General features: G+C 74.6%; 26 protein-coding genes. 11 read left to right on the forward strand and 15 right to left on the reverse strand.

The features are described 5' to 3' along the window. Positions 1-9: 9 nt before the first annotated feature. Positions 10-2457 carry a glycoside hydrolase family 3 C-terminal domain-containing protein gene (locus PP1_RS26230; protein ID WP_075314516.1) on the reverse strand — a complete coding sequence of 816 codons (2448 nt, stop codon included), beginning with the start codon at positions 2455-2457 and terminating at the stop codon, positions 10-12. Between the two features lie 64 nt (positions 2458-2521). On the opposite strand from PP1_RS26230, the gene PP1_RS26235 reads away from it, so the two are divergent. Then, entirely contained in the window at positions 2522-3229 is a 708-nt protein-coding gene (locus tag PP1_RS26235) for a TetR/AcrR family transcriptional regulator (protein ID WP_075315167.1), read from the forward strand. A gap of 513 nt (positions 3230-3742) precedes the next feature. Here PP1_RS26235 and PP1_RS26240 read toward each other — a convergent pair. The 7 genes from PP1_RS26240 to PP1_RS26270 all read right to left on the reverse strand — a co-directional run bounded on the left by PP1_RS26240 (position 3743) and on the right by PP1_RS26270 (position 10091). Continuing rightward, positions 3743-3922, reverse strand: a complete 180-nt coding sequence (locus PP1_RS26240) for a hypothetical protein (RefSeq protein ID WP_075314514.1) — start codon at positions 3920-3922, stop codon at positions 3743-3745. Between the two features lie 38 nt (positions 3923-3960). Further along, positions 3961-5088, reverse strand: a complete 1128-nt coding sequence (locus PP1_RS26245) for an MSMEG_0565 family glycosyltransferase (protein WP_075314512.1) — start codon at positions 5086-5088, stop codon at positions 3961-3963. 10 nt (positions 5089-5098) lie between these two features. Next, complete coding sequence (locus PP1_RS26250) at positions 5099-5941, reverse strand: carbon-nitrogen hydrolase family protein (RefSeq protein WP_010234496.1); 843 nt, start codon at positions 5939-5941, stop codon at positions 5099-5101. Then, entirely contained in the window at positions 5938-6795 is an 858-nt protein-coding gene (locus PP1_RS26255; protein ID WP_010234493.1) for a carbon-nitrogen hydrolase family protein, read from the reverse strand. Before PP1_RS26255 ends, PP1_RS26250 begins: the two co-directional genes overlap by 4 nt. Next, positions 6792-8330, reverse strand: coding sequence for an MSMEG_0567/sll0787 family protein (locus PP1_RS26260; protein ID WP_249266017.1), 1539 nt, complete (start codon positions 8328-8330; stop codon positions 6792-6794). Before PP1_RS26260 ends, PP1_RS26255 begins: the two co-directional genes overlap by 4 nt. A 3-nt stretch (positions 8331-8333) precedes the next feature. Then, complete coding sequence (locus tag PP1_RS26265; RefSeq protein ID WP_249266016.1) at positions 8334-9506, reverse strand: MSMEG_0568 family radical SAM protein; 1173 nt, start codon at positions 9504-9506, stop codon at positions 8334-8336. Between the two features lie 66 nt (positions 9507-9572). Next, entirely contained in the window at positions 9573-10091 is a 519-nt protein-coding gene (locus PP1_RS26270; RefSeq protein WP_010241441.1) for an MSMEG_0572/Sll0783 family nitrogen starvation response protein, read from the reverse strand. A gap of 272 nt (positions 10092-10363) precedes the next feature. Between PP1_RS26270 and PP1_RS26275 the strand changes: the two genes are divergently transcribed. From PP1_RS26275 to PP1_RS26300, 6 genes are all read left to right on the forward strand, one after another. Continuing rightward, entirely contained in the window at positions 10364-11698 is a 1335-nt protein-coding gene (locus tag PP1_RS26275) for an MSMEG_0569 family flavin-dependent oxidoreductase (protein WP_010241442.1), read from the forward strand. Then, a complete protein-coding gene (locus PP1_RS26280; RefSeq protein WP_010241443.1) occupies positions 11699-12367 on the forward strand; it encodes an SH3-like domain-containing protein in 669 nt (222 codons plus the stop codon). Then, entirely contained in the window at positions 12364-12960 is a 597-nt protein-coding gene (gene nthA / locus PP1_RS26285; RefSeq protein WP_010241444.1) for a nitrile hydratase subunit alpha, read from the forward strand. The genes PP1_RS26280 and nthA overlap by 4 nt, the downstream gene beginning before the upstream one ends. Then, positions 12957-13289: a nitrile hydratase accessory protein gene (locus PP1_RS26290; protein WP_010241445.1), complete on the forward strand. Its 333-nt coding sequence runs from the start codon at positions 12957-12959 to the stop codon at positions 13287-13289. The genes nthA and PP1_RS26290 overlap by 4 nt, the downstream gene beginning before the upstream one ends. 142 nt (positions 13290-13431) lie before the next feature. After that, a complete protein-coding gene (locus tag PP1_RS26295; protein ID WP_075314510.1) occupies positions 13432-13983 on the forward strand; it encodes a hypothetical protein in 552 nt (183 codons plus the stop codon). Positions 13984-14147: 164 nt separating this feature from the next. Continuing rightward, positions 14148-15863 (forward strand): CocE/NonD family hydrolase, encoded by a 1716-nt coding sequence (locus tag PP1_RS26300; RefSeq protein WP_075314508.1) that lies wholly within the window; start codon positions 14148-14150, stop codon positions 15861-15863. A 36-nt stretch (positions 15864-15899) separates the two neighbouring features. On the opposite strand, the gene PP1_RS26305 is transcribed toward PP1_RS26300, so the two are convergent. Together PP1_RS26305 and PP1_RS26310 are read right to left on the reverse strand one after the other, a co-directional pair. Beyond that, positions 15900-16403, reverse strand: coding sequence for a PaaI family thioesterase (locus PP1_RS26305; protein WP_010241451.1), 504 nt, complete (start codon positions 16401-16403; stop codon positions 15900-15902). Next, entirely contained in the window at positions 16400-16888 is a 489-nt protein-coding gene (locus PP1_RS26310; RefSeq protein ID WP_010241453.1) for a winged helix-turn-helix transcriptional regulator, read from the reverse strand. The genes PP1_RS26305 and PP1_RS26310 overlap by 4 nt, the downstream gene beginning before the upstream one ends. 148 nt (positions 16889-17036) lie before the next feature. Here PP1_RS26310 and PP1_RS26315 point away from each other — a divergent pair, with 148 nt between their 5' ends. Continuing rightward, the gene (locus PP1_RS26315; RefSeq protein ID WP_010241456.1) at positions 17037-17615 is read left to right on the forward strand and encodes a type 1 glutamine amidotransferase domain-containing protein; all 579 of its coding nucleotides are present in this window, start codon (positions 17037-17039) and stop codon (positions 17613-17615) included. 71 nt (positions 17616-17686) lie between these two features. On the opposite strand, the gene PP1_RS26320 is transcribed toward PP1_RS26315, so the two are convergent. After that, positions 17687-17869 (reverse strand): YegP family protein, encoded by a 183-nt coding sequence (locus PP1_RS26320; protein ID WP_010241459.1) that lies wholly within the window; start codon positions 17867-17869, stop codon positions 17687-17689. 208 nt (positions 17870-18077) lie between these two features. On the opposite strand from PP1_RS26320, the gene PP1_RS26325 reads away from it, so the two are divergent. The 3 genes from PP1_RS26325 to PP1_RS26335 all read left to right on the forward strand — a co-directional run bounded on the left by PP1_RS26325 (position 18078) and on the right by PP1_RS26335 (position 21327). Then, a complete protein-coding gene (locus PP1_RS26325) occupies positions 18078-19100 on the forward strand; it encodes an SDR family NAD(P)-dependent oxidoreductase (protein WP_075314506.1) in 1023 nt (340 codons plus the stop codon). Positions 19101-19376: 276 nt separating this feature from the next. Continuing rightward, the gene (locus tag PP1_RS26330) at positions 19377-20603 is read left to right on the forward strand and encodes a TerC family protein (RefSeq protein WP_075314504.1); all 1227 of its coding nucleotides are present in this window, start codon (positions 19377-19379) and stop codon (positions 20601-20603) included. A 310-nt stretch (positions 20604-20913) separates the two neighbouring features. Next, positions 20914-21327, forward strand: a complete 414-nt coding sequence (locus tag PP1_RS26335) for a DUF3040 domain-containing protein (RefSeq protein WP_010243128.1) — start codon at positions 20914-20916, stop codon at positions 21325-21327. Between the two features lie 210 nt (positions 21328-21537). On the opposite strand, the gene PP1_RS26340 is transcribed toward PP1_RS26335, so the two are convergent. From PP1_RS26340 to PP1_RS26355, 4 genes are read right to left on the reverse strand one after another with little or no spacing between them, the layout of a single operon-like run. Beyond that, positions 21538-22878: an NtaA/DmoA family FMN-dependent monooxygenase gene (locus PP1_RS26340; protein WP_010243126.1), complete on the reverse strand. Its 1341-nt coding sequence runs from the start codon at positions 22876-22878 to the stop codon at positions 21538-21540. 31 nt (positions 22879-22909) lie between these two features. Continuing rightward, the gene (locus PP1_RS26345) at positions 22910-23572 is read right to left on the reverse strand and encodes a methionine ABC transporter permease (protein WP_010243124.1); all 663 of its coding nucleotides are present in this window, start codon (positions 23570-23572) and stop codon (positions 22910-22912) included. Then, positions 23569-24645 carry a methionine ABC transporter ATP-binding protein gene (locus PP1_RS26350; protein ID WP_010243122.1) on the reverse strand — a complete coding sequence of 359 codons (1077 nt, stop codon included), beginning with the start codon at positions 24643-24645 and terminating at the stop codon, positions 23569-23571. The genes PP1_RS26345 and PP1_RS26350 overlap by 4 nt, the downstream gene beginning before the upstream one ends. Continuing rightward, positions 24645-25532, reverse strand: coding sequence for a MetQ/NlpA family ABC transporter substrate-binding protein (locus tag PP1_RS26355; protein WP_010243120.1), 888 nt, complete (start codon positions 25530-25532; stop codon positions 24645-24647). Before PP1_RS26355 ends, PP1_RS26350 begins: the two co-directional genes overlap by 1 nt. Between the last annotated feature and the right edge of the window lie 113 nt (positions 25533-25645).

Genomic DNA, 25645 nt, shown 5'->3' on the forward strand with positions numbered 1-25645 from the left:
CCGCGGGGGTCACGTCGTGGTGACCTCCGCGGCCAGCGGGGTGTCGGTCACCGAGAAGCCGAGGTGCAGCGTCCAGGTGCCCGGCTCGGTGGCCCAGCCGGTCCCCGTCCGGTGCCGGAACGCGCGGCGGGACACCGGGACGGTCACCGTCGTCGTCCCCGGGGCGGCGTCGACGACGGCCCATCCGGCGAGCCACCGTGCCGGGCGCTCGACGTCGCTGCGGTCCCGGGACAGGTAGGCCTGCACGACCTGGCGCCCGGGGCGGTCGCCGATGTTGGTGAGGGTCACGGTCACGTCGATCCCGTCCGCCGACCAGCGGCCGACCGACATGCCGTCGAGGGTCCAGGTCGTGTAGCCGAGACCGTGCCCGAAGGGGTACGCCGGTGTCTCGCCGTGGCGCAGCCAGTTCCGGTGCCCGGCGTGCACGCCCTCGTCGTAGCGCAGCACCCCGTCCGACGGGACCCCGGACAGCACCGACCGCTCCCGGCCGGTGCCCGGCCAGGTCGTGGGCAGCCGCCCGCCGGGCTCGGCGGCGCCCAGCAGGACGTCGGCGACGGCCTCCCCGAACTGCTCCCCGCCGAACCAGCCGAGCAGGATCGCGGCGACCTCGTCACGCCACGGCAGGAGCACCGGCGCGCCGGAGTTCACGACGACGACGGTGCGCGGGTTCGCCGCGGCGACCGCGCGGACGAGGTCGTCCTGCCGTCCGGGCAGCGCCAGCGTGGAGCGGTCGAAGCCCTCGCTCTCGATCCGGTCGTTCGTCCCCACCACGACGACGGCGACGTCGGTCCCCGCGGCCAGCGCCGCCGCTGCGGCGATCTCGGCGTCCGGGTCGTCGACGACGGTCTCCTCACCGACCGTGACCGCGACCAGCGGCATCCCGGCCTCCTGACCGGACGGGCGGAAGCGCAGCACCAGGTCGACCGGGCCGTCGGTGGTGACACCGGCCGTCACCGACGGTGCCTCGAAGATGGCCGCCCCGGGCCCCTCGTCGCCGGTCAGGACGCCGTCGGCGTCGAGCACGGTCGTGCCGCCCGCAACGAGGACGACGTGCCCCACCGCGGCGGCCCCGAGCCGGTGGGCGCCGGCCGGGGCGTCCCAGCGGAGCGCGATCTCGACGTGGTCGGTGCCCTCGGGGATCTCGGCGCCCATCCAGATGAGCGAGGAGCTCAGCCGGTCCTCGGTCCGCAACGCGGCCCCGCCGACGTCGCGGAACACCGCGCGCAGCCCCGAGCCCCCGGTCACGGGATTCGTGATCGACGCCGGATCGAACGGCTGCACCCCCTCCGCGACCTGCGCGCCCAGCCGGTACCGCACCCGGTCCGCGCCGAGCGCGGCCCGCAGCCCGTCGAGCGGGGAGACGACGGCGGCGGGCCGCACCGTCGCGCTCCCACCGCCCTGGGTGCGGGCGAGGGCCGCGTTGTGCCCGAGCACCGCGACCGACCCCGGCACGGCGTGGTCCCACGGCAGCTCGGCGGCGCCGTCCGCCCGGGTGTTGCGGACCAGCACCGATCCGGCGGCGGCCAGCTCCCGGGCGACGGCGGCGCCGTCCTCGGCGGGCGGTGGCTCCGTGACCTGCGGTGGGACGCCGTCGAGGGCGCCGACCCGGGCCGCGAGACGCAGCAGTCGCCGCACCTTCCCGTCGATCACGTCCTCACCGACGCGGCCGTCGCGGACCGCCTCGACGAGCCGCGCACCCCAGGCCGAGACCGGGCCGGGCATCACGAGGTGCTGCTCGGCGCGTGCCGACGCCTCGGTGCTGCGCGCCCCGCCCCAGTCCGACATCACCAGGCCGTCGAACCCCCACTCGCCGGTCAGCGGCTCGGCGAGCAGCGGGTTCTCGCTCATCGTCGTGCCGTTGACCGCGTTGTAGGCCGACATGACCGCCCACGCACCGGCCCGGGTCACCACCGGCTCGAACGCGGCCAGGTACAGCTCGCGCAGCGCCCGGTCGCCGACCCGGTTGTCGACCGAGAAGCGCTCGGTCTCGGCGTCGTTGGCGACGTAGTGCTTCGGGGTCGCCGCGACACCGTGCGCCTGCAGTCCCTCGACGTACGCCGCGGCCAGCTCTGCGGTGAGCAGCGGGTCCTCGGACAACGCCTCGAAGTGCCGGCCGCCGTACGGGGTGCGGTGCAGGTTGATCGTCGGGCCGAGGACGGCGTCGGCGTGCTGCCGCCGGGCCTCCGCGCCGAGCGCGGAGCCGTACCGCCGGGCCGCCGCCGGGTCCCAGGTGGCACCGAGCGCCGACGACGACGGCAGCGACAGCGACGGCTCCCGCTCGTCGAAGCTCTCCCCGCGGACGCCGGACGGCCCGTCCGACAGCACCATCCGCCGCAGCCCGATCGCCGGTTCGGCGGGTGTCGACCAGAAGTCGGCGCCGGTGAGCAGCCGGACCTTCCGCTCGAGGTCGAGCGTCGCGATCAGGGTGCCGAGCAGTTCCTCGTCGACGTGTGCCATGCCCGCGACCGTACCGTCGAATCCCGAGTGACACTCGGGATCGGGCCGGGCTAGCGTGACCGGTGTGACGACGCCACCGGGGGACGAGCGAGGACGGGCCCGCGGGCGGTACGCCAAGGGGGAACGGCGACGCGCGCAGATCCTCGCGACCGCCCTCGAGGTGTTCACCGAGGGCGGGTTCCACGCGTCGTCGACGAAGGAGATCGCCCGCCGGGTCGGCGTCACCGAGCCGACGCTGTTCCACTACTTCGGCTCGAAGCAGGCCCTGCTGGCCGCGGTCCTCGCCGCCCGCGACGAGCGCGCCGGCACGGGGACCGGCACGGAACGGCTGCTCGACGCCGTGGCGGCGAACGCGGCCGAGCCCGATCTCGTCCGGCTGCACGCCGTCACCTCGGCCGAGGCCACCGACCCCGACCACGCCGCCCACGACTGGTTCGCGCGCCGCTACGAGCGTCTGCGGGCAGGGCTGGCCGAGGAGCTGGCCGCAGCTCCGACTGCAGGACCGGCCGCAGGACCGGCCGCAGGACCGGCCGCAGGACCGGTGGCAGAGCCGGCCGCAGAGCCGGTGGCTGGGACGGCCGCGGGACGCGCCACGGAGCGCGCCGCCGGACTCGGCCCGGAGCGGCTCGCGCGGCTGCTGGTCGCCGCCGCCGACGGGTTGCAGATCCAGTGGCTGCTCGACCGGGAGTCCGGGGACCCGGCCGGCATCGACATGGCCGACGACCTGCGCGCCCTGCTCGACGCACTGGCCGGCCCGCCCAGCCGACGGTGACGGCCCCGGACCGCCGTCCGGTGGCGGGCCCGGCGGCGGGGTCCGCGACGCCCCGGCTCGCGGACCGGTGGCCGGCGGCCGGCGGCCGGTGCTCCGGTCGCGGCGGGTAGGGGGGGGTTCCGTGGAATCGCTGCGTGAGGCAGCGATCTCTCGGGGGTGGGCCGGGTCGGTCCCGGCCGGATCGGTGCTCGGAGGTGCGATCCCGAGGGACCGGGGGTGTGCTCGTGCAGAATCGCTGCCTGGGGAAGCGATTCTGTCCGGTACCCGGCGCCGGGTCGCGCCGGGCCGGACGGCGCCGCACCCGAGCCGTGCCGCGCCGGGTTGGGCCGAGCCGTACCGGGCTGGGCCGCGCCGCACCGCACCGAGCTGGGCCGCACCGCACCGAGCTGGGCCGCGCCGCACCGAGCTGGGCCGCGCCGCACCGAGCTGGGCTGCGCCGGACCGGGCTGAGCCGCGCCGCACAGGGCGTCGCCGGACCGGGCCGCACCGGGCGTCACAGCGCCGCGCCGGGCGTCACAGCTCCCCGGCGAGCACCTCACCGTCGGTCAGCAGCGCCGGGACCGGCAGGGTCAGCACGACGGTGGGGAGGTCGTCGTCGACGGGGGAGGCGCAGTGCGGGCAGTGCACCCCCGGGAGGTCGTCGCGGCGGACCGCCCGGCAGAGCGGCACGACGTCGGTGAGCTGCTCGGACATCGGCCACCTCCGGTACACGGCGTCGTGTTACGACCACGTTACCGGACCGGGCAAGGCACCCCCGCGCCGAGGAAGTCCTCGTACAGGCGCAGGTGCCGGTCCGCGGCCGTCGCCCACGAGTGGGCCGCGGCGAGCTCCCGGCCGGCCCGTTCCCGGTGCGGGTCCGGCTCGGCGACCGCCGCCCGCAGCGCCGCGGCGAACCCGGCCGGCTCGGCCGCGAACCGGGCCGCGCCGTCGAAGACCTCCCGCAGCACCGGCAGGTCCCGGGTCACGAGCGGGACCCCGGCGGCGAGCGCCTCCATCGCGGCGAGGCCGAAGCCCTCCTTCACCGACGGGAACGCGAACGCGGCGGCACCGGCCATCAGGCCGGGGAGCTCGTCGTCGTCGACGGGGCCGAGGATCTCGGGCCGCACGCCGAGCGCGTCGGCGCGGGCGAGCACGCCGGCCCGGTAGCCGCGGTAGTCGAACAGGGTCTCGCCGCCCCCGACGACCAGCCGCAGGTCCGGGAGCAGCGCCATCGCCTCGACGAGGTCGCCGGTGCCCTTGCGCGGCTCGATCCCGCCGACCGAGAGGACGTAGCTCCCGAACCGCGCGCGCCAGGCCGTCCCGGCGCCGGAGTCCGCGGCCCGGGCGAACCGGGCGGCGTCCACGCCGTTGCCGATCACGGTGGCGTCGCGGCCCCAGCCGTCCCGCACCTCCGTGGCGACCGCGCGGGACACGCACACCAGCGCGGCGGGGGAGACGATCGCCCGCTCGTGGCAGGCGGCCAGCTCGGGGGTCGTGAACTCGTCGAGGTGATGCACCGTGCGCAGCAGCGAGCCGTCGCCGTGCGCGCGGCCCTCGGCGTTGGCGGACAGGCAGTCCTGGGCGTGCCGGACGTCCACCTCCGGCGCGGACCCCAGCGCGTCGGCCAGCAGGTCGATCGAGCGGAGGATCCGGGCGCCGACGGACTCGCCGTCGACGTCCGGGACCGGCACGAGCCGCACCCCGACGTCCGGGGCCACCCGCCGGAAGAACCCGGTGTCCCCGCCGCGGGCGAGCGACCAGACCTCGACGTCGTGCCCGGCCGCCGCCAGCGCCTCGGCCAGCGCGAGGGTGTGCACCACGCCGCCGCGCGGCTTCGTCGAGTAGGTGGACAGCCGGATACGGAGCCGGTCGGTACGCATCAGCCGCCCCTCAGTCGCGGTAGAGGTCGGGGCGGCGTTCCTTCAGGTGGTGCAGCACGGCCCTGGCCGCGCCGATCACGGCGTCCGGGTCGACGTCGGCGACCGCGAGACCGCCCTTCGACCAGGTCCGGGCGAGGACGTCCCCACCCGGCCCGACGACCTTCGCCCGGCCCAGGAAGTGCAGCGACCCGTTTCGCCCGCTCTGGTTCGCCGACAGCCACAGCACCTGGTTCTCGGCGGCCCTGGCCTGGTCGTAGAGATCGAAGAGCCGGGCCTGCCGGTCCTGCGCCATCCGCGGCGCCCGGTTGGTCAGCGACGTCGGCCACGCCGACGGGCAGGCGATGAGCTGGGCGCCGTCGAGGGCCAGCGAGCGGGCCGACTCCGGGAACGTCTTGTCGTGGTCGATCAGCATCCCCATCCGGCCGGCCGGGGTGTCGAACGCGGTGAACCCGTCACCGGCGGCGAACAGCGCGGCGACCCCCGCGGGCTGGTGCACCTTCCGGTGCCGGCCCAGCACACCGTCGCCGGTGAGGCAGACCGCCGCGTTGTAGCGCTCGCCCTCCACCGCGCCCGCCTCGCAGAAGCCGAGGCAGACGACCATCTCCCGGGCCATCTCCGCCACGGCCCGCACCTCGGGGCCGTCCGGGTCCAGCTCCGGGGGCAGCACCGACCGGTCGGTCGGGTCGGGATTGCGCAGGTCGTGGACGTAGCCGCCGAGCGCGCCGTCGGGCAGCGCGAGCACCGACACCCCGGCGTCGCGGGCGTGCGCGATGATCACGCCGATCCGCTCCAGGTCGAACGCGACGTCGCGGGTGAAGTTGGCGGCTGCCGCGGCGACCCGCACCCCGCTCACGCCCCCGCGGCGACGGGTTCGGGGCCGTACGCGGCCGGACGCCGGTCGCGCAGGTGTCCCATGAACCGGCGGGCGGCCTCCACGGCGGCGTCGACGTCGACGGACGCGACGGCGAGCCCCGCCTCGCTCCCGGTCGTCGCGAGCACCTCACCGCCCGGGTCGACGACCTTCGCGCTCGCGACGAGCTGCAGGTCGCCGAACGTCCCGGCCTGGTTCGCCGACACCCACACGATCTGGTTCTCCAGCGCGCGGGCGCGGTCGTGCAGGTCGAACCGCCGCGCCCAGCGGTCGTCGGCGAGGACCGGGGCCCGGTCCGTCCGTGACGCGGGCCATGCCGACATGCACACCACCGTCCTCGCACCGTCCATCGCCAGGGCGCGGGCCGCCTCCGGGAACGCCTTGTCGTAGCAGATCATCATGCCGATCCGCCCGACCGGAGTGTCGAACGCGGCGAACCGGTCCCCGGCGGCGTACGAGTGGTTCTCGTCCAGCGGCTGGTGCACCTTCCGGTGCCTGCCGAGCACCCCGTCGCCGGTCACGGCGACGCAGCTGTTGTACGGCAGCCCGGCGGACGCGGCGTCCCCGGCCTCGCAGAACCCCGCGGTGACGACCATGTCCCTGGCCAGGCCGACGAGCCTGCGGATCTCCGGCCCGTCCGGGTCGAGCTGCGGCGGGACGTCGTCGACGGCGCCGTGCAACGACGACAGGTACCCGCCCAGGGCGGCCTCGGGCAGCGCCAGCAGGTCCGCGCCCCGGGAGCGGGCCTGGGCGATCGTCGCCGCGACCCGGGCGAAGTCCTCGTCCAGGTCGCGCACGAAGCCCTGCGCGGCGGCGGCGAACGTCGTCGTGGTCATGCGATCTCCTCTCCGGCGGCCGGGCCCATCCCGGTGACGCCGCCGGGCACGGCCTCGGTCTCCTCGCCGTCCGGCCAGCGCAGCCGGACCCCGGTCCCCGCGACGAGCTCGCCGCACGCGGCCGACACGGCCGGCCCGGCGTCGATCGCGGGGGCGCCCGGGTCGTCCGCCGTGAGCAGGCCGAACCCGGGGAAGCAGGTGAACCAGTCGCCGACGCTCGCGCCGCCGGGGCGGGGGACGGCGGCGACGTCGAGCACGGCACCGGTGCCGGACGCCTCGGCGAGCATGCCGAGCGTCCCGGCGATGCCGGCCATCGAGACGTCCTTCGCGGCGGCGGGGCGGTGCCTCGCGGCGGGACCGATCGCCCCGACCGTCGCCGCCAGCTCGGCCCGGGTCCGCGACGTCGTCGAGTCCCACTGGCGGCCGTGGTAGCCGGGCCGCCAGCCGCCGCCCAGATCGGTGGTCAGCCGCACCGTGTGCCCGGTCCGGCCACCGCCGGCCGGGACCGGGTGGTCCGTGCGGCCCAGCGCGGTCAGCGACAGCGCGGCCGGGACGTCGAGCTGGGTGTGCCCGCCGAGCAGCGGGACGCCGTAGGCGTCGGCGGCCGCCCGCACCCCGGACAGCACGCGGTGCGCGAACGACGCGTCCCGCGCACCGACCGCGTCGAGCAGCCCGACCGGGGCGGCGCCCATCGCGGCGAGATCGTTGACGTTGACCAGGACACCGGCCCAGCCCGCCCACTCCGGGTCGCGCTCCACCATCGCCGGGACGATCGCGTCGCAGCAGGCCACGACGTCGGTGCCCGGGACGGGAGCGCCGTCGTCGCCGACGAACCCGGCCGGGCCGAGCCCGCCGAGCAGCGCCCCGAGCGGGGCCTTCGTCGCCGTCGCGAGGGCGCGGACCCGGGTGATCGGCCACCGCATCCGCACGTGCGGCGCTCCGGCGGTCACGGTGTCGCCGACCCGCTCCCAGCCCAGCCGGGTGAACATCGCGGCGTTCGGGAGCTGCACGTCGGCGTCGAACCGGAGCACCCCCGCGGACTCGGCGCGGGCGCACGCCGCGCGGACCAGCGCCGCACCGAGCCGGGCACCGGCGATCCGCCGCGCCGACGGTGCGACGACGAGCCGGCTGCCGGTCCACCACCCGACGTCCGGTGCCGCCGGGTCGGCCGGTCCCAGCCGGACGCCGCCGAGCAGCGTCCCCGCCGCGTCGTGCGCCAGGAGCACGACGGTGCGCGGGTCGGCGTCGTGGTCGTCGAGGTCGCCGGTCCCGGTGTCGGGGAACAGGCCCTGCTCCCGGCCGAACACCTCGCGGCGCAGCGCCCGGTGGGCGGCGACGCCGGGATCGCCCGCGTCGGCGGCGCGCGCCTCGGAGATCGTCGTGGCGGTGCGGCCGGCGCCGCTGCGCGGGCGGCCACCGAGCAGCTCGTCGGCGACCCACCGGGACACCGGGGTGAGCCGGCGGGGCGAGCCGGTGACGAATCCCGCGGCGCCGCGGGCCACCGGGCGCCGCGGGCCGTGGTCCTGGACGGTCACGGCTCAGCCCCCCGCCGCCGACAGCGCGCTGCACGCCCCGCACGCCGCGCAGCCGGCGGCCTGGTCGGCGCCGCGCATGCCGGACGCCCGCAGCTCGGCCGCGACCCGGGAGGTCACGTCGGCGAGCAGTGCAGGATCCGGGCCGGGCACGCCGTCGCCGAACGCGAGGGTTCCCGGGATCGGGCGGTAGGGGACGACGAACGGGTAGACCCCGCGGGCGATCAGATCGGCGGCCCCGGCGACGAGCTCGTCCGGGTCCTCGCCGAGCCCGACGATGAGGTACGTCGACACCGCGTCCGGGCCGAACACCCGGACCGCCTCGTCCCACGCGGCCCGGTACTGGGAGAGCGGCACGGTGGCCTTGCCGGGCATCCAGCGGCGGCGGACGTCGTCGTCGAGCGACTCGACGTGGATGCCGATCGCGTCCGCGCCGGCCTCCTTCAGCGACGTGATCACGGCGATGTCGCCGGGCGCGGGCGGCTCGCACTGCACCTGGACGGGCAGTCCCGGCACCGCGGCCCGGATCGCGCGCACGCAGCGGACCAGGTGCCGGGCGCCGCGGTCGCGGCCGTTCGACGTGCCCGTGGTCAGCACCATCTGCCGGACCCCGTCCAGCCGGACGGCGGCCTCGGCGACCTCGGCGAGCTGCTCGGGCGTCTTCACGGCGGTGGTGGCGCCGGAGCGCAGCGACTGCTCGATCGCGCAGAACCGGCAGCGGTCCGACTCGCCGTAGCGCACGCAGGTCTGGACGACGGTGGAGGCGAGCACGTCGTTCCCGTGCAGCCGGGCGATCTTCTCGTAGGGCACGCCGTCGGCGGTGGTGAGGTCGTAGAACGCCGGTCGCGCGACCGTGTCGACGGCGACGCCCATGTCGGTCACGCCGCCGCCCGGCTCGCTGCGGACCAGACGGCCGTCGCGGAGCCGGTACGGGGAGTCCGCGACGATCGGCACGGTGGTCTTCAGCCCGTCGACGAGCACGTGGCCGTCGGCCGACGGGCCGGCGCCACCGGGGCGGCGCAGCGGGATCACGGAGCCGAGCTCGGTGACGGAGCCGGAGCCGGAGCCGGAGGCCGGCGGGGTGTCGGGGTCGATCGCCACGCCGCGAACGGCCATCTCGGCGCGGACCTGCAGGGCCGGCACGAGGGAGTCGGTGGTGTCGGGGGACGGAGCGGACATGCGGCGGACCTCCTGGGGTCGTGAGTGGTTACCGCGGTCCTGACCGCGATAACCACTCACGGGCTCTCAGAGCTGGTAGGTCGAGTTGATGATCGCGCCCTTGCGGGCGTAGTGGATGAGCGCGTCCTGGACGTCGAGCGGGTGCGTCGGGATGACGCCCTCGATGAGGTCCTCCTCGCGGGCACCGTGCAGCGACAGCCCGAAGCGGCAGCAGTAGACCTTGCCGCCCTCACCGATGAACGTCTTGAGCTGGTCGTTGATGTTGTGCTCGCCGGGGAAGGCGGACGTCCCGGTCGTCGGGAACCCGCGGGTCGCCAGGCAGTTCAGCGAGCCGGGGCCGTAGAAGTACATCGCCGACTCGAATCCCTTGCGCAGCGCGCGGGTCGCCTGCAGGACGGCCACGAAGCTCACCGAGGACTCGTGGGCGATGCCGTGCACCAGGGTGAAGTAGGTCTCGCCGTCCTCGGCCTGCAGGTCGGGGAAGACCTTGGTGCCGCCGTAGATGCTGGAACCCTCGGGCAGCGAGGGGTGCGGGATCTCCTCGAGGCTCTTCTTCTCGATGTCGGACAGCTCGGCGCTGGTCATGGTTCGGCTCCTCGTGGGGGTGACGGGTACGGTGCGCGTGGGAGCGCCGGGGAGAGGTCCCGATGGTTCGTCCCACCGGGTCCGGCGAGTCACAACGACACCAGCGCCGCGTTTCGGAAACGTTGTGTGCTGACTACGGGAACAATTCCGGATCAGTCATTTGTGAAGGAATTGTTGCGTAACATCGGGCAACATTCCGGTCGTCCGATCGACACCATCCGGAAATACGACGGGTCGACCGTGGATCACCTCAGCCGAATCGAGGAGGTCCGATGACCGCGGTGGCACAGCGCGACGGGCGACGCACACCGCCGTCCGACCTGGACGGCGAGCACCGGCCGGTGGTCGTCGTCGGCGGCGGGCAGGCCGGGCTGTCGATGAGCCGGTGCCTGGACGTCCGGGGGATCGACCACCTCGTCCTGGAGCGCGACGTCGTCGCCTCGTCCTGGAAGTCCCACCGGTGGGACACGTTCAGCCTGGTCACGCCGAACTGGCAGTGCGACCTGCCGGACTTCCCCTACGCCGGCGACGACCCGCACGGGTTCATGGTCCGCAGCGAGGTCGTCGACTACCTGGAGGCCTATCGGGCCTTCGTCGACCCGCCGCTGTGCGAGGGTGTCACCGTCACCCGGCTGACCCGTGACGAGCGCGGCACCTTCCGGATCGAGACCTCGGCCGGGACCTGCACGGCCGACCAGGTCGTCGTCGCCACCGGTGGGTACCACACACCGATCACTCCGCCGCTGTCCGAGCCGCTGCCGCCGTCGATCACCCAGGTGCAGTCGCACGAGTACCGCAACGGTGGGCAGCTGCCACCGGGCGAGGTGCTGGTCGTGGGGTCCGGGCAGTCCGGGGCCCAGATCGCCGAGGACCTGCACCTGGAGGGCAGGACGGTGCACCTCGTCGTCGGGCACGCGCCCCGGGTGGCGCGGTTCTACCGGGGCCGTGACGTCACCGACTGGCTCGACGAGATGGGCTACTACCGGATGCCCGTCACCCGGCACCCGCGCCGGGAGGCCGTCCGCGCGCAGGCCAACCACTACGTGACCGGCCGCGACGGCGGCCGCGACGTCGACCTGCGCCGGTTCGCCGCCGAGGGCATGCGGCTCTACGGCGTGCTCACCGACCACACTGCGGGCACCCTGCGGTTCCGGCCCGACCTGGAGTCGTCCCTGGACCACGCCGACGAGGTCAGCGAGTCCATCAAGGACACCATCGACGGATTCGTGGAGTCCCAGGGGATCGATGCGCCGGTGGAGGAGCGCTACACCCCGGTGTGGCGCCCGGAGTCCGAGACGACCGAGCTGGACCTGGCCTCGACCGGGATCACGTCGGTCGTCTGGTGCATCGGTTTCCGGCAGGACTACTCCTGGGTCGACGTGCCCGTGTTCACCGGCCGCGGCGCGCCGGTGCACCAGCGCGGCACCACCGGCACCCCCGGGCTGTTCTTCCTCGGCCTGCCCTGGCAGTGGACGTGGGGGTCCGGCCGGTTCTCCGGTGTGGGTGCCGACGCCGACTTCCTCGCCGAACGCATCCGCTCGCAGCGCGGGCTCACCTCCACCGGCGGCCGCGGCGACGTCTGCAACGTCCTGGCCCTGGGCTCCTGAGTGGACACCGCCGACCTCGGCGGGACGGACGGGTGGGGACCGGTCGTCCGGCCGTCCGAGGTCGAGCCGGAGCCGCCGTTCCCGCACCCGTGGGAGGGCCGGGCGTTCGCGCTGACGGTCCTGACCATGGGACGGATCTCCGGGCGCAACCTCGACGCGTTCCGGTACGCGCTCTCCCGCCTCGACCGGGCGTCCTACCTCGACGACGGCTACTACGGCCGCTGGCTGAACGCCGCCGAGCTCATGCTCACCGACTCCGCGATCCTGGCACCGGGAGCCGTCGAGGCCAGGGCCCGGGCGCGGCGTGGCGAGGACGTCTCCGAACCGGCCGCCCCGGAGCCCGCCCGGCCGGACTACGCGCCGACCGCGCCCGGTTCGCTGCGCGAGATCGGGTCGCCGCCGCGGTTCGCGCCGGGCGACCCGGTGCGGCCCCTGGCAGAGGCACCGGCCCCGGCGGCGAAGCTGCCCCGCTACGTGCGCGGGCGGGCCGGTGTCGTCACCGCCGTCCGGCCGCCGCACGTCCTGCCCGACACCCATGCTGTCCTCGCCGGCGAGCACCCGCAGCACGTCTACACGGTCGCCTTCACCGCCCGTGAGTTGTGGGGCGACGGCGCGGAGGACGCGACCGTGCATGCCGACCTGTCCGAGTCCCACCTGGAGCCGCGATGACCCCCGACGACCCCGCGCCACGCCCCGGCCCGGCGCTGCGCACCGAGGCGCTCGAGGAGCTGCTGGTCGAGCGCGGGCTGGTCGACCGGGCCGTGATGGACGGGTTCGTCCGGACCTACGAGCAGGACGTCGGCCCGCTGAACGGGGCGACGGTCGTCGCCCGTGCCTGGACCGACCCGGACTACCGGGAGTGGCTGCTGCGCGACGGCACCGCCGCGATCGCCTCGCTCGGGTTCACCGGGCCGCAGGGCGAGCACATGGTCGTGCTGGAGCAGACGGCCGAGGTGCATCACGTCGTCGTCTGCACGCTGTGCTCGTGCTACCCGTGGCCGGTGCTCGGCCTGCCGCCGAGCTGGTACAAGGACCCGGCCTACCGGGCGCGGGTGGTGCGCGAGCCGCGCACCGTGCTCGGCGAGATGGGACTCGACCTGCCGCCGGAACGACGGATCGAGGTGTGGGACTCCTCGGCCGAGGTCCGCTACCTGACCCTGCCGCGCCGTCCCGCCGGGACCGGCGGCCTCATGCCGGACGAGCTCGCGGCGCTGGTCACCCGGGACGCGATGGTGGGCGTCGCCGAGGTGGGGGCGCCGTGAACGTCGCGACGGAGACGTCCGGGCCGGCCGCGCCGCCCCGCGCGAACGGCGAGCTGGTCTTCGCCGAACCCTGGGAGGGCCGCGCGTTCGGGATGGCGGTGGCCCTCGCCGAGAGCGGCCGGATCACCTGGGACGCGTTCCGGGACCGGCTGGTCGCGCGGATCGCCGCCGACCCCGCGGCGCCGTACTACGTGTGCTGGCTCGACGCGTGCGAGGACCTCCTCGTCGGCGCGGGCCGGATCGGCGGCGGCGAGGTGCGCGGCCGCGCGGAACGGCTCGCCGGCCGGCCCGCGGGTCACGATCACGACCACGGGGCTCCCGTCCTGTGAGAACGGAGCGGAACCGTTCCTTACATCATGATCGAACTGCGGGACAGCCCCGTCCGGGAACGAAGTGAACGATCATCCGGATGAGGACACCGATCCGGTTCTCGTCCGGACCGGAACGGGAAACCGGTCTACCGTCGACGACATGAGCGGATCCGGGTCCCTGGTCCTGCGGACCGTGGCCTGGTGTGTGGGGGTCGTCCTGGTCGGCGCGGCGGTGCTGACCGCCGTCGTCGTCGGGGCCGGGATGCTCGTCGGTCCGGCCCAGGCCGAGGCCGGCAAGGAGATCGACGGCGCGGTGACGGCCGCGCAGGACTTCGCCCGCCTCGCCGCGACCGACCCGGCCGCCGCGCTCGCCTCGTGCACGCCCGCCCGGGACACCGACGCCGACGCCCTCGCCGGCGCGCTGCCGGACGGTGCGCGGATGGCCGCGCAGCGCTACACCGTCCCCGGCGGCGACGTCGAGTTCCTGGCCGCCCGGGTGAGCGGCGCCGACGTCGGCGAGACCGGCGGCGACCGCGCGGTGTGGGCCTACGGGCGGCAGGGCTTCGCCGCCGTCACCGACGACGCCCGCGCGCTCTCGCCGGACCTGCCCGGGCCGCAGCTCTACGGCCTGACGGCGGAGTCGCCCGGCGCCGTCCGTGCCGCGAGCTGCGTCGACGCCGCCGTGCGGGTCGCGGGGCCCGGCGGCGGGTGACGCCGCCGGAGTGGTCCGGCTCACAGATCACTTGAGTGTGCCGCTACGGCACCTCGTCTCCTGTCGTCACCACCGGCGAAGGAGGCGAGACCCCCCATGATCACTCGAGACCACCCGGCCGCTCCGGCAGCGACACGGCCCGGCCTGACGGCCGAGGTGCCGTCGTGAGGAGGATCGTGACCGCGGGGGTCCTGACCCTGTCCGTGGCACTGCTCGCGGGCTGCAGCGACGTCGCCACCACGCAGTCCGCGTCCGTCGCGCGGTCCGCCGCCGTCGCCACCGACACCGACGCCGTCACGCACGCGCAGAACGACCGCGTCCCCGAGGGGGCGCGCTGGACCCAGCACTACTTCCCGACGGCCGACGGCGTCGAGCTGCACGCGGACGTCCTGCTGCCCGAGGACCTCCCCGAGGGCGCGAAGGTCCCGCTCGTGATGTCCGCCGGCGGCTACTTCGGACACTCCGGGCAGCTGAGCGTGGAGGGGTTCGCCCACACCGGCCCGTCGGCCCGCTTCGAGGACCTGATCGCCGAGGGCGGCCTGCTCGAGCGGGGCTACGGGCTCGTCATGGTCGACTCCCGGGGCTTCGGCGGCTCGACCGGCTGCACCGAGGCGATCGGCGGTCCCGCCGACCAGGCCGACATCCGGGCCGCGCTCGACTGGGCCGCCGCGCAGCCGTGGTCCACCGGGTCGGTCGGGATGTACGGCAAGTCGCTCGACGGCGTCACCGCGCTGGTCGGCAACAACCTGGAGCACCCGGCGCTCAAGGCCGTCATCGCGCAGGAGCCGATCTGGGACATCCAGCGGAACATGCGCTCCGGCGGCGTGCCCCGGTCGACGATCACCTCCGTGCCCACCGTCTACAACGAGGTCGCCACGCAGCCGCAGATGCCGGACGACGACCCCCGCTACCTCGCCAACGCCGCGTGGGACACCCCCACGGGGCCGCACCCGGAGTGCCCGCTCCTCAACACGGCGTCGTACATGGAGCCGAACCCGGAGTCGGAGACCTGGACGGTCCGGGACCTGGCCGAGCGGGCGAAGGGCACCACGACGCCGTTGTTCCTCACCCAGGGTTTCCTGGAGTGGAACACCGAGGCCGAGGGCATGGCCGAGTTCCTGGCGAACCACGAAGGCCCGCAGCGGGCCTGGCTGGGGCAGTGGGACCACAAGCGGGGCGGTGAGCGCACCGCGGACGGACGCCTGGAGCTCGGCCGCGAGGGCTGGTTCGACGAGGTCTTCTCGTTCTACGACCAGTACCTGAAGGGCGTCCAGCCGGCCGTGCAGTACCCGGCCGTCGCCGTCGAGGACAGCACCGGCGCCTGGCGCGCCGAGTACAGCTGGCCGCGGGCGGACCGCACGGCGACCGTGCGGCTCGGCGGCGGGACCTACACCGACGACGGGGCCACCTCCGCGTTCGTCCAGCGGTCCGAGCCCGTGGCCGCGGCCACCCGGCTGACCGGCACACCGACCGCGACGGTGACGGCGCGGGGGACCGGCAACGTCACCGGCAACGTCATGGTCCGGCTGCACGACGTCGCCCCCGACGGCAGCGGGACGATGATCAACCAGCAGGTGTCGGTGCTGCGTGCCGGCGAGACCCGGCTGCAGCTGAAGTCCATGGACTGGACGCTGCCCGCGGGGCACTCGCTCGCCGTCGACATCGGGACGGTCCAGCCCGGGATCCCGCTCACCAACGACTGGCTGCCCTCGGTCTCGAACCAGGAGGTGACGGTGCAGGGTGCGCGGCTCGACCTCGCGCTCGACGACCCGGCGAAGGACTCCGGGCTCCCCGGGTCCCCGGCGCCGTGGTCGGACCTCTACCGGCAGAGCCACGTCAGCGCGCCGGCCGCCGGGGCGCCGAGCTTCCGGCTCCCCTGAGCGGGGGCGGGGGCGGCGCGGGCCGCCCCCGCCGGTTCAGCCGCCGGGCAGGATCATGCAGCTCGACGTGGCCTCGCCGAGCAGCCTGCCGTCGCCGTCGGTCAGCTCGGCCCTGGCCAGCGCGGTGCGGCGGCCGGCGTGCACGACGCGCCCGGTGCAGGTGACCGTGCCGGTGTCGGCGGTGATCCGGCGCAGGAACCGGACGGACAGGTCGAGGCTGGTGTAGCCGGTCCCGGCCGGCAGCGTCGAGTGCACGGCGCAGCCGCAGGCCGAGTCGAGCAGCGTCGCGTAGACGCCGCCGTGCACCGAGCCGATCGGGTTGTACTGGTGCTCGGCGGGCTCGAACGCGAACACGACCGTCCCGCGGTCGGCCGAGACGGCCCGGAAACCGACGAGGCTCGCGATCGGCGCCCCCGGGAGCCGCCCGTCGACGATCTGCCGCAGGAACTCCAGCCCGTCGAGCCCGCCGGCCGCGGCGGCGAGCGCCTGCGGGTCGGACCACTCGTGCTCGCGACGACGGGTGCTGGTCTCGGCGGTCATGCGTCCTCCTGCTGGGGTGGGTGGTCGGGGGCTCCGGGGCCCGGTTCGAGCAGCACACGGTCCCCGCCGGCGAGCCGGTGGCCCTCGGCGCAGACGCTCACCAGCCGCACCGGGGCGCCGCAGCCGTCGTGCACCCGGACGACCGGCGGTCCGGCCTCCCCGGCGAGGTGCCGGTCGCCGAAGTCCATGAGCGCGGCGAGCACGACCCCGAGGTCCTGCCCGCGCCGGGTCAGCCGGTACTCGGCACGCGTCCGGGAGCCGGGGTCGCGGTACTCCACCCGCTCGGCGAGCCCGTCGCCGACCAGCGTCGCCAGCCGCCGGCTCAGCACCGTGCGGGCGACGCCCAGCCCGCGGGCCAGGTCGTCGAACCGGTGGACGCCGCGTCCCAGGTCCCGGACCACGAGCACCGTCCACGGGTCGGACAGCAGGGCCGCGGTGCGCGCGACCGAGCACACCTGCGCGCCTGCGGCCTGCCTCGCGTCCATGCTCCGCTCCTGGGTATCGCTGCGCTACTCAGATGGGACGGTAGCCGACCGTGCGGGTGACCGGAAGGCGGCCCGGGTGATTGGACGGCACGTGAGCGGGAACGCACCGGTCAGGCACCGCACCCGAGCGAGCGATGGAGGAACCACGGTGGCGAACGAACTCGAGGGCCGGACGGTCGCGATCCTGGCTGCGGACGGCGTCGAGCAGGTGGAGCTGACCCGGCCCCGCGAGGAGCTGAGGAAGGCGGGCGCCCGGGTCGACCTGGTGTCGCTGTCCACCGGCTCGATCCAGGCGATGAACGGCGACATCGACAAGGCGGACACGTTCGAGGTCGACAAGGCCGTGGCCGACGTCTCGGCCGACGACTACGACGCGCTCGTGCTGCCCGGCGGCACCATGAACCCCGACAACCTGCGGGTCGACGGGACCGCGGTCGCCTTCGTGCAGGCGTTCTTCCGGGCGGGCAAGCCGGTCGGCGCGATCTGTCACGGACCGTGGACGCTGATCGAGGCCGACGTCGTGAAGGGACGCACGCTGACGTCGTTCCCGAGCATCCGCACCGACCTGCGCAACGCCGGCGCGACCGTCGTCGACGAGCAGGTGGTCTGCGACGAGGGGCTGGTCACCAGCCGCAACCCGGACGACCTCGACGCCTTCTGCGCGAAGCTCGTGGAGGAGTTCGAGGAGGGCAGGCACCCGGTGCTGCGCCAGGGCGCGACCGCCTGAGGTGCCCGCACGACAGAAAGGGGATGACGGGCGGCCTGCCCGTCACCCCTTTTCACCCATGAGGGGGTCAATCAGGAGTCGGCTTCGACGACCTCCGCGCCGTCCGCCGCGCGCTGCACCGACTCGCAGCCCTTCTTGGCGGCCGACCTGCTCTCGTAGGCCTCGCCGACGGCGACGACCTGCCCGTTGGTGGCCTTCAGCCGGAAGCGGAACTTCCCGGCGCGGTCCTCGTACACCTCGAACTTGCCTGCCATGACGGCCTCCTCGGCTCGTGCTGGTCGGTGTCGTGGCGACCCGATTGACGGGGCACTCGATACCCCATTTGCCGTAACGATGCGCGCTGAAACATCGGGCCGGGCCGTCCCGCCGATCGGGGACGGTGCCGACGGGTACTCAGCGGGGTCTCAGCGGGGCGCGCCGTTCTCAGTGACCACACAGCGACCGGTTCCTACCGTCAGGGACATGCCGACAGCACTGGTCTCCGAGGTACGCAGCGGGCTCGGGGCGGCCTACGCCCGTGAGCTGGCCGAACGCGGGTACGCGGTCGTCCTCGTCGAGCGCGACGCCGCCCACCTCGCCGACCTCGCCGAGCGGATCGGCCGGGCGACCGGCGCGATCGTCGAGACCCTCGCCGCGGACCTCACCGACCCGGCCGGGATGGCCGCCGTCGAGCGGCGGATCGCCCAGCCGGGCCTGCCGGTCGAGCTGCTGGTGAACACCGGCGAGGTGACCGGTGCGACGACGCCCGACGCGGTCGGCGCGGCATCCGCACGGCTCACGCGTGCGGCCGTCACCGCCATGGGCGTCCGCGGCCGCGGCGGGATCCTGGTCGTCGCCGACGCCGGTGCCGACGCCGCGGGGACCCGTGGCCGGGTCGTCCCGGACGAGGTCGCCGTCCCGCTGCGCGGGTCGGGCGTGACGCTCACCGTCGTCGCGATGGGCAGCGGGGTCTTCCCTTCGATCGGGACCGTCGTGCTCCGCTCGCTGGGCGACCTCGCCCGTGGCCGCGAGCTCTGCCGGCCGGACCGCAGCGCGCTCGCCGGGTACCTCGACCCGACCCGCGACGCGGTGCGCCGGGCGGCACGGGCCGCGGTGCGCGGCCGTCGTACCGCCTCCGCCTCCGCCTCCGCCGACGACGCCGTGGCGGCCCGGACCGGGAACACGCGCCCGTCGCCGGTCCCGACCCCCTTCCGGGACGTGTCCCACCCGCACCTCGCCGCGGCGACCGGTGCGGGGTCGCCGGTGCTCCCGGAGCTGCCGGTCCGGCCGGCCCACGTGGCCGCCGCGTTCCCGGAGCCGCGGGTGTCGGGCACCCGGCCGCTGCCGCGGGTGACCCCACGGCGTCCGGTCACCCCGGTCGTCCCGGCCCGTGTCGCGGCCGCCGGCCGGACCGCCGTCACCCGGCTGCCCGAGGTGCCACGTCCGGCCGTGCGTCCCGTGCAGGGGCCCGCGCACGACCCGGCGACCGTCCGCACCGCCGGCTGACCCGGGCCCGCGGTCCTCGACACCGGCCGACCCGCCTGTTCACCTGAAGTTCGCAATACGGACAGATGTGACGAGCGTCGCGGACGGCGCGGGTGTCGGGAACCGGACGCCATGGCCTAGCGTTCGCCGGGAAGAAGGGGAGTACTCCCGAACACGGCGTCGCCGTCATCACGGATCCAGGACGAGCTGGACCCGGTGGCGCCGGTCCGAGCGCATCACGGTCGCCCGGGCGGAGGAGACCTTCAGCGCCCGATCCTGCGCTGGAGGCCCCTGCACATGAACGTCCCTCTCTGGGTGTGGCTGGCGACGCTCGCCGCCGTCATCGGCATGCTCGTGTTCGACTTCGTCGGGCACGCCCGCGACCCGCACGAGCCCACACTGCGCGAGTCGGCCGTCTGGTCCGCCGGCTACATCGCGATCGCCCTGCTGTTCGGCGTCGGCGTCGGCGTCTTCTCCGGCTGGCAGTACGGCGGCGAGTACATGGCCGGCTGGCTGACCGAGAAGGCACTCTCGGTCGACAACCTGTTCGTCTTCCTGCTGATCATGACCAGCTTCGCCGTGCCGAAGATCCACCAGCAGAAGGTGCTGCTGATCGGCATCGCGATAGCGATCGTCATGCGCGGCGCGTTCATCGCGGTCGGCGCGGTGATCATCGAGCAGTTCGTCGCCGTGTTCTACCTGTTCGCGATCATCCTGTTCTGGCTGGCGTACTCCCAGATCAAGGAGGCCCTGTCCGCCGACGACGAGGACGAGAAGGACGCCGGCGACTCCCGGCTGATCCGCATGGTGCGCAAGGTCCTCCCGACCTCCACCGAGTACGACGGCGCCAAGCTCGTCACCCGGATCGACGGCAAGCGGCTGCTGACCCCGATGGCCCTGGTCATCGTCGCGATCGGTCTCACCGACCTGCTGTTCGCGTTCGACTCGATCCCGGCGATCTTCGGCCTGACCCAGGAGCCGTTCCTGGTGTTCACTGCGAACGCCTTCGCCCTGCTCGGGCTGCGCCAGCTGTACTTCCTGATCGGCGGGCTGCTGGAGCGCCTGATCTACCTGGCACACGGGCTGTCGGTGATCCTCGCCTTCATCGGCGTGAAGCTCACCCTGCACGCGCTGCACGAGAACAACGTGCCCTTCATCAACGGCGGGCAGCCGGTGCCGGTGCCCGAGGTGCCGATCTGGCTGTCGCTGCTGGTCATCACGGGCACCATCGCGGTCGCGGCGATCGCCAGCCTCGTGGTGTCGAGGCGCCGGGCCGCGGAGGGCGGGGGCGCGGACGACGCCTCGGTCGCATCCGGCTCCTCGGGCGCCGAGGCCTCCGCCGGCGCACAGCCGGGTACCGGGTCCGCCGGTGCCGATCGGTCCGCCGGTGCCGATCGGTCCGCCGGTGCCGACCGGTCGGCCGGTGCCGACGCCGCCGGGTCCGGTGCCGACCGCTCCGGCGAGCGCGCCGACGAGCCGGTCGACAGCACCTCCGGCGGCCGCCCCGCCGACGACGGCCGCTAGCCCCACGAGCCCGGGGCGGCCCCGGCACGACCCGGGTCCGCCGCGGTCCGGAACCGCGCCGCCGCGGCCGGCCGCACCACGCACCCGCCGGCCGCACCACGCACCCGCCGGCCGCACCACGCACCCGCCGGCCGCCCCACGCACCCCTCGAACGGTCCGCGCACCTGCTGCAACGGGTGCGCGGACCGGCGACGAGGTGCGTCTGCCCGCCCACCGCATCCCCCGCGCGGAGATTTGTCCGTTTGGCTACGATGGGTGGGGTCCGTCGCAATCTCGGACCGCCGGTCCTGGCCGGCCCCGGGGAGGAGCCATGTCCGCCACACTGCCGCCCCCACCGCCGTCGCAGCCGGCCGGTGGGATGCCGGAACCCGACCCGCGCCACGGCGCACGGCCGCTCGACCGCGACGAGGAACGCGCGCTCGCCGGCCTCGAGGGTGAGCTGCGCAGGTCGGACCCCGACCTCGACACCGGGATGACCGCGCTCGAGACCACCGAGACACAGCCCGCCGCCGGCCACGGCTCGGCGGACCGGGTGCTCCAGGCGGTCGCGATCGGCGTCATCGTGCTCGTGCTGGTGCCCGGTGAGTGGCTGGCCGGCATCCTGTCGTTCGGGTTGCTCCTGGGTGTCCCGTTCGCCATGGCGATGATCGCCGCGCGGGCTCGGCGGGACAGCGCACGGCGCTCCGAGGAGACCGACGAGACCGGCGACGAGCGCCGGGACTGAACTCCGGGTCCCGGCGGTTCGGACGGCGCCGGGACCCGGAGCCTCGGTAACCCCGGAACCCGAAGCCTCGGCAGCCGCGGAACCCACGCTCCGGAGGGTCGGATCGGGAGCCGGACCCCGAGGGCCGGATCGGGAACCGGGAGCCCCCGGCCATGCCCCGGACGACCGCGATCGGGCGCCGCGACCGGGCCCGCTCCGGACGCAACCGCGTCAGGCGTCGGGCGCTGCGGTGGCGGCCTCGGTCGGGTCGGTCGTCGTCGCGACGGCCGGGAGCCCGAGGTGCTCGCGCAGCGTCGTCCCCGTGTAGTCGGTGCGGAACGAGCCGCGCTCCTGGAGCAGCGGGACCACCCGGTCGGCGAACTCGTCGAGCCCGCCCGGGGTGACGTGCGGGACGAGGACGTAGCCGTCGGCGGCGTCGGTCTGCACCGCGTCGTCGATCGCGCCGGCCACCGTCGCCGGGCTCCCGACGAAGGTGTGCCGCCCGGTCACCTCGATGACCGTCTCGCGGAGTGAGAGGCCCTTCTCGGCGGCGAGCGCCCGCCACTGGTCGGCGACGGCCTTCGGGTCCCGGTACTGCCGCACGCTCGCCCTGCCCTGCGAGACCAGCTCGCCCTCGACCGGGTCGAACTCGGGCAGCGGACCGTCCGGGTCGCGGTCCGACAGATCGGTGTTCCACAGCTGCTCGGCGAACACGATCGCCGTCTGCGGGCTGACCTGCTGGTAGCGGATCACCTCGGCGCGCTCGGCGGCCTCGGCGTCGGTGTCGCCCAGCACGTAGGTCGCGGCGGGCAGGATCTTCAGGTCGTCCCACCCGCGGCCGTACCGGGCCAGGCGGCCCTTCACGTCGGCGAGGAAGGCGCGCCCGGCCCCGGGCTCGGCGTGCCGGGAGAAGATCGCGTCCGCCGACGCCGCGGCGAACTCGCGTCCCTCCTCCGAGTCACCGGCCTGCAGGATCACCGGGCGGCCCTGCGGGCTGCGGGGGAGCGCGAACCGGCCGTGCACGTCGAACTGGTCGGAGGTGTAGTCGAACCTGCCGCGGTCCTCGGGACCGGTGCGGGAGTCCCAGATCGCGGCCGTCGCGGCGAGCTGCTCCTTCGCCCGCGAGTACCGCTTCTCCTTCGGGAGGAAGCCGCCGCGCCGGAAGTTCTCGCCGGTGAAGGCGTCCCACGACGTCACCACGTTCCACGCGGCCCGGCCGCCGGAGAGGTGGTCCAGCGACGCGAACTGGCGGGCGACGTCGTACGGCTCCGTGAACGTCGAGTTGATCGTCCCGGCCAGGCCCAGCCGGTCCGTGACGGCCGCGAGCGCGTTCAGGATGGTGAAGGTGTCCGGCCGGCCCATGACATCGAGGTCGTAGATCTCCCCGCGGTGCTCGCGCAGCCGCAGTCCCTCGGCGAGGAACAGGAAGTCGAACCTCGCCCGTTCCGCGGTCCGTGCGAAGTGCGCGAACGAGTCGAAGTCGATGTGGCTGCCGGACGCCGGGTCGCTCCAGACCGTCGTGTTGTTGACGCCCGGGAAGTGCGCGGCGAGATGGATCTGCTTGCGCGGCATACGGTGGCCTCCCGACTCCTCGAACGGTGTCCTACCGGTGCAACACCCGGCGCGCGAGCGTGTTCCCGGCCAGCTGCGCCAGCTGGACGACGACGACGATGATCGCCACCGTCAGCAGCGTCACCGGCCAGTCGAACTGCTGGTAGCCGTAGGAGATCGCGAAGTCGCCGAGCCCGCCACCGCCGACGTACCCGGCCATCGCCGACATGTCGACGACCGCGACGAAGATGAAGGTGTAGCCGAGCACCAGCGGGGCCAGCGCCTCGGGCACCAGCACGCTCCACACGATCCGGGACCGGCTCGCCCCCATCGCCCGGGCCGCCTCGACGACGGCGGGATCGACCGACACCAGGTTCTGCTCGACGATCCGGCCGATCACGAACGTCGCCATCGCGATCATCGGGAACAGCACCGACCGGGTGCCGATCGTCGTGCCCATGACCAGCAGCGTCACCGGCCCGACGGCCGTGATGAAGATGATGAAGGGGATCGGCCGGACCAGGTTCACCAGCACGTTGAGCACGGTGAACACGAACCGGTTCGCGAACAGCCCGCCCGCGCGGGTGGTGTGCAGGGCGACGCCGAGCAGCAGGCCGAGCACGCCCGCGATCAGCATCGTCCAGAACACCATGTAGGCGGTCTGCAGGATCGACAGCAGCAGCACCGGCTGCAGGCCGGCCCAGTCGGTGTTCATGCGGACGGCTCCTGGGAGTTCACGGACAGCTCCGTCACCCGGGCGGCCCGGGACAGCTCGTCGACGCAGGCCTGCACGGCCGCGTCGGCACCGGTCAGTTCGAGGGTCAGGCTGCCCACCGGACGCCCGGCGAGCTCGCGGATGCCGCCGTGCACGACCGTGCTGCGCACACCGTGCGCGGCGGGGATCCGGGCGACGGCGTCCTGGGCGTCGGCGGCGCCGGTACCGGTCCCGCCGACGGCGACCGTCACCAGCCGTCCGGGGTGGCGTTCCCGCAGCCGCTGCACCGTGTCCTCGGACGGCACGTCCTGCAGCACGCCGTGCACGAACCGCTTCGTCGCCGGGTGCGAGGGCACGGCGAACACGTCGTACACGTCGCCGTGCTCGATGACCGCACCGTCCTCCATGACGACGACGCGGTCGCAGATCGCTGCGGCCACCTCCATCTCGTGAGTGATCACGACGACGGTGGTGCCGAGCTCGGCGTTGACCCTGCGCAGCAGCGCGAGCACCTCACGGGTGGTCTCCGGGTCCAGCGCGCTGGTCGCCTCGTCGGCGAGCAGGATCGACGGCGAGGTCGCGAGCGCCCGCGCGATCCCGACCCGCTGCTTCTGCCCGCCGGAGAGCCGGGCCGGGTAGCGCCCGGCGAGATCGGACAGGCCGACGAACTCGAGCAGCTCCGCGACCCGTTCCCGGCGGGCCTCCCGGGACCAGCCGGCGACCCGGAGCGGGTAGCCGACGTTGCCGGCCACGGTGCGGGACTGCAGCAGCGCGAACTGCTGGAAGATCATCCCGACCTCGCCGCGCAGCTCGCGCAGGCCACGCTCGGACAGCTCCGAGGTGACCCGGCCGCGCACCGTGACGGTGCCCGACGTCGGCAGCTCCAGCGCGTTGATCATCCGGACGAGGGTCGACTTGCCCGCCCCGGACCAGCCGATCACGCCGGTGATCCCGCCCTCGGCGACGTCGAGATCGACGCCGTCGACGGCGGTGACCCCGGGGCCCCGGCGGGCCGGGAACGTGCGGGTCGCCCCCGAGAAGGAGATGACCGCCGGCGGTGCCGGCGTGCCCATCAGCCCGCCCGCAGCTGCTGCTCGATGCCGGACAGGGTCTGCTGCAGGTCCTCGGGCGTGTTGTCCCGGAAGACACCGTCCTCGCCGAGGTCCTTGCGGGCCGCGTCGAGCACCTGCTGGTCGTGGTAGATCCGGACCAGCGTCGCGAAGTCCGGGTCCTGCGCCTGGTCGGCGCGGGCGACGAAGAGGTTGATGTAGGGCTTCGCCGCGTCCGAGTCCGGGTCCTCGCCGTAGAGCACCTGGTCGGCGGTGAGGTTCGCCGAGGTCGCGTAGTTGTTGTTGACGACCGCGCCGTCGGCGCTGGGCAGGTTCGCCGCGGTCTGGGCGGCGTCGACCGGCGTGACGGTGACCGTCGAGGCGGCCCGGTCGATGTCGGCGGGCGTCGACGTCGTCGTGCCGCCGTCGGTGAGGCGCAGCAGCCCGGCGGACTGCAGGACGTTGAGCGCGCGGGCCTGGTTGACGGCGTCGTTCGGGATGACGATCTGGCCGCCCTGCGGGATCTGTGCCAGGTCGGTGTGCTTCGCCGAGTACAGCGGCAGCGGGTAGACCGCGGTCGCGCCGACCGGCACCAGGTCGTCGTCGTTCTGGACGTTGTAGTTCGCGAGGTACTGCAGGTGCTGGAACTGGTTGAGGTCCAGCTGGCCCTGGGACAGCGCCGGGTTCGGCTGGTTGTAGTCGGTGAAGTTGACCAGCTCGACGGTGATGCCCTCGGCGGCCGCCTTCTCCGTGAAGACGTTCCAGTAGGGCTCGGCGCCGTCGGAGACGCCGATCCGGACGGTCCGGTCCTCCCCGTCACCGGCTCCGGAGCCCGACTCGCCGGGCGCGGCGCAGCCCGCGGCGAGAACGGCGGCGGGGATCAGCAACGTCAGTGCGCGCAGCAGGCGCATCGGGGTTCCTCTCGGCACCGGCCGCGGGCGGATCGCGCCCGCGGGGGACGGCGCGGCGGTGTGTCGGGTGGTGTGCGCCGGTGATGCCGGTGCTCGGCGCACGGGACGTGCGC

Source organism: Pseudonocardia sp. P1 (genome assembly GCF_000178675.2).
GTDB lineage: Bacteria > Actinomycetota > Actinomycetes > Mycobacteriales > Pseudonocardiaceae > Pseudonocardia.